This window comes from Kocuria tytonicola, assembly GCF_003687455.1.
In the GTDB taxonomy this organism is placed as follows: Bacteria; Actinomycetota; Actinomycetes; order Actinomycetales; family Micrococcaceae; genus Kocuria; species Kocuria tytonicola.
In genome coordinates this window covers 1-2,574 of record NZ_PHOA01000169.1, presented here as the reverse complement: position 1 = coordinate 2,574, position 2,574 = coordinate 1, and the positions used below count along the sequence as shown (strand labels likewise).

Here is a 2,574-nt window from a genome sequence, read left to right as displayed (position 1 = left end):
GTCCCGCGCCGTGAGCCCCAGCACCAGTCCCTCCCCGGGTGACGACGCCGCACCCCGCCGCTCCGGGGCACCCGCAGCGGCCCCGCCGGCCCAGTAGTCCCGCAGCCCGCTCACGAGCACCCCGCGCTCCCGCGCTCCCGCCACCGCGGCGGCCTCGTCCGCAACCTCGACCACGGCGTGCGCGCCCCCGGCCATCGGGGCCACGACCACCCCGGGGAGGGGGTCCAGCGCGTCCGAGACGAGCGAGCGGCGTCGGCGGAAGGAGCGGCGCATGCGGGCGGTGTGGCGCTGGAACTCGCCCGCGTCCATGAACCGGGCGATGGCGTCCTGGGCCACTCGGGACACGGGCGAGCCCAGGTCCGCCCGGGCCCGCAGGAGCTCCGGGAGCAGGGGCGCGGGGGCCACGAGGTGCCCCACTCCCACCGCACTGCCCAGCACCTTGGCGAAGCTGCCGAGCGTCACCACGGTGTCGCGGGCGGTGTCCAGTGCCCCGAGGGCGGGCAGGGGCTGGCCGGTGTGGCGCAGCTCGGAGTCGTAGTCGTCCTCGATGACCACCGCACCGTGCTCGCGCGCCCAGGACAGCAGCTCCGCGCGGCGGCTCACCGGCATGGTGCCGCCCAGCGGGTACTGGTGGCCGGGGGTGAGCACCAGGACGTCCGGCGGCGCGGCCACGTCCCAGCGGCCCGCCCCGGACCAGCTCCCGGCGGGCAGCACCGCGGGGTCCAGCCCGTGCGCGTCCACGGGGATGGGCTGCGCGGTGTGCCCGGTGGCCGCCACCACCCGGCGCAGCGCGGGGTAGCCCGGGTTCTCCACCGCCACCCGCAGGGTCCGACGCCGCGCCAGGCCCAGGACCCGCAGCACCAGCTGCAGCCCGTCCCGGACCCCGGCGGTGACGAGGATCTCCTCCGGAGCGCGCACGATCCCGCGACTGAGCCGCAGGTAGGCGGAAAGATGCCCCTGGAGGGATGTCTCCGCGGTCTCCCCGGTGGCCGCGGCGCCCGCGGCGTTCCGCCACGCCCCGCGCCACGCGGGGGTGTCCAGCGAGGTGACGGGACCCGCACCCGGGCGCAGGTCGAGGAGGCCCTCCTCGTGGGGGGTGGCCGCGCCTCGCGCGTCCGGCGGGGTCCGGTGCGGTACCACCGGGGCCGCGAGGGACGGCGCGGCACCCGGGCGGCCGGGCGACGTCGTGCAGGGCGTGGTCGTGCGGGCAGGCCTTGGGCGGGCCGGGTGCGGGGCAAGCGGCGCAGCGGACGGTGGCGTGGGACGCGCGGGCTCCCGGTCCAGGTGCAGGGACGGTGTGATCCGTGTGGCACCGCGGTCCGCCACGAGGTATCCCTCCCCCGCGAGGACGTCCCACGCCGCGGTCACGGTGCCGCGGGAGATGCCCAGGCGGGCGGCGAGCGCCCGGGAGGACGGCAGCGGGTCACCGGGGCGCAGGACGCCGCGCGCCACGAGGTCGCGGACCCGGCGCACGAGCTGCTCACCCAGGGCCACCCCGGAGGTGCGGTCCACGGTGAGGGGCAGGTCGATGTCCCGGGGGTGGCGCACCAGATCCTCCTGACGTGGGGCCGCTCCTGCGTGGACCAGCCATTTCCCCCAATTATGGCTCTGTTCCTGGGCCACTCAGGGCGTCAGGATGAACCGCATGACTGACACCACGCAGACCTCCGTCCAGAACCCCGCTCCCGTGACCGGTTCGCGCCTCGTGAAGCGCGGGCTCGCGGACATGCTCAAGGGCGGCGTGATCATGGACGTGGTCACCGCCGAGCAGGCACGGATCGCCGAGGATGCCGGCGCGGTGGCCGTGATGGCCCTGGAGCGCGTGCCCGCAGACATCCGCTCGCAGGGCGGCGTGGCCCGCATGAGCGATCCGGACCTCATCGAGTCCATCATCGACACCGTCTCCATCCCGGTGATGGCCAAGGCGCGGATCGGGCACTTCGTGGAGGCGCAGGTGCTGCAGCACCTCAAGGTGGACTACATCGACGAGTCCGAGGTGCTCTCCCCCGCGGACTACGCCAACCACATCGACAAGCACCGCTTCGACGTCCCCTTCGTGTGCGGCGCCACCAACCTCGGTGAGGCGCTGCGCCGGATCACCGAGGGCGCGGCCATGATCCGCTCCAAGGGCGAGGCCGGCACGGGTGACGTCTCCGAGGCCACCAAGCACATCCGCACCATCCGCGCGCAGATCGCGGAGTTGCAGGCCCTCCACACCGCCGCCCCGGACGCCCTGTACGTCAAGGCCAAGGAGCTGCAGGCGCCCTACGAGCTCGTGGCCGAGGTGGCGCGCACGGGCTCGCTGCCGGTCGTGATGTTCACCGCCGGTGGCGTTGCCACCCCCGCGGACGCCGCCATGATGATGCAGCTGGGCGCGGACGGCGTGTTCGTGGGCTCGGGCATCTTCAAGTCCGGCAACCCGGCCGAGCGTGCCCGCGCCATCGTGGCCGCCACCGCGTACTACGACGACCCCGCCCGCATCGCGGACGCCTCCCGCGGGCTGGGCGAGGCCATGGTGGGCATCAACGTGGCGGACCTCCCCGCCCCGCACCGCCTCGCGGAGCGCGGTTGGTG

2 protein-coding genes are annotated in these 2,574 nt (G+C 75.2%); one reads left to right on the top strand and one right to left on the bottom strand.

The window, feature by feature from the left end; translation table 11 throughout:
- A partial coding sequence (gene pdxR / locus CWC38_RS11535; RefSeq protein WP_240625250.1) for a MocR-like pyridoxine biosynthesis transcription factor PdxR occupies window positions 1-1,623 on the bottom strand: 1,623 nt, incomplete at its 3' end.
- Window positions 1,624-1,645: 22 nt separating this feature from the next.
- On the opposite strand from pdxR, the gene pdxS reads away from it, so the two are divergent.
- Window positions 1,646-2,574, top strand: a 929-nt coding sequence (pdxS, locus tag CWC38_RS11530; protein ID WP_121846853.1) for a pyridoxal 5'-phosphate synthase lyase subunit PdxS, incomplete at its 3' end; no start/stop codon positions are given.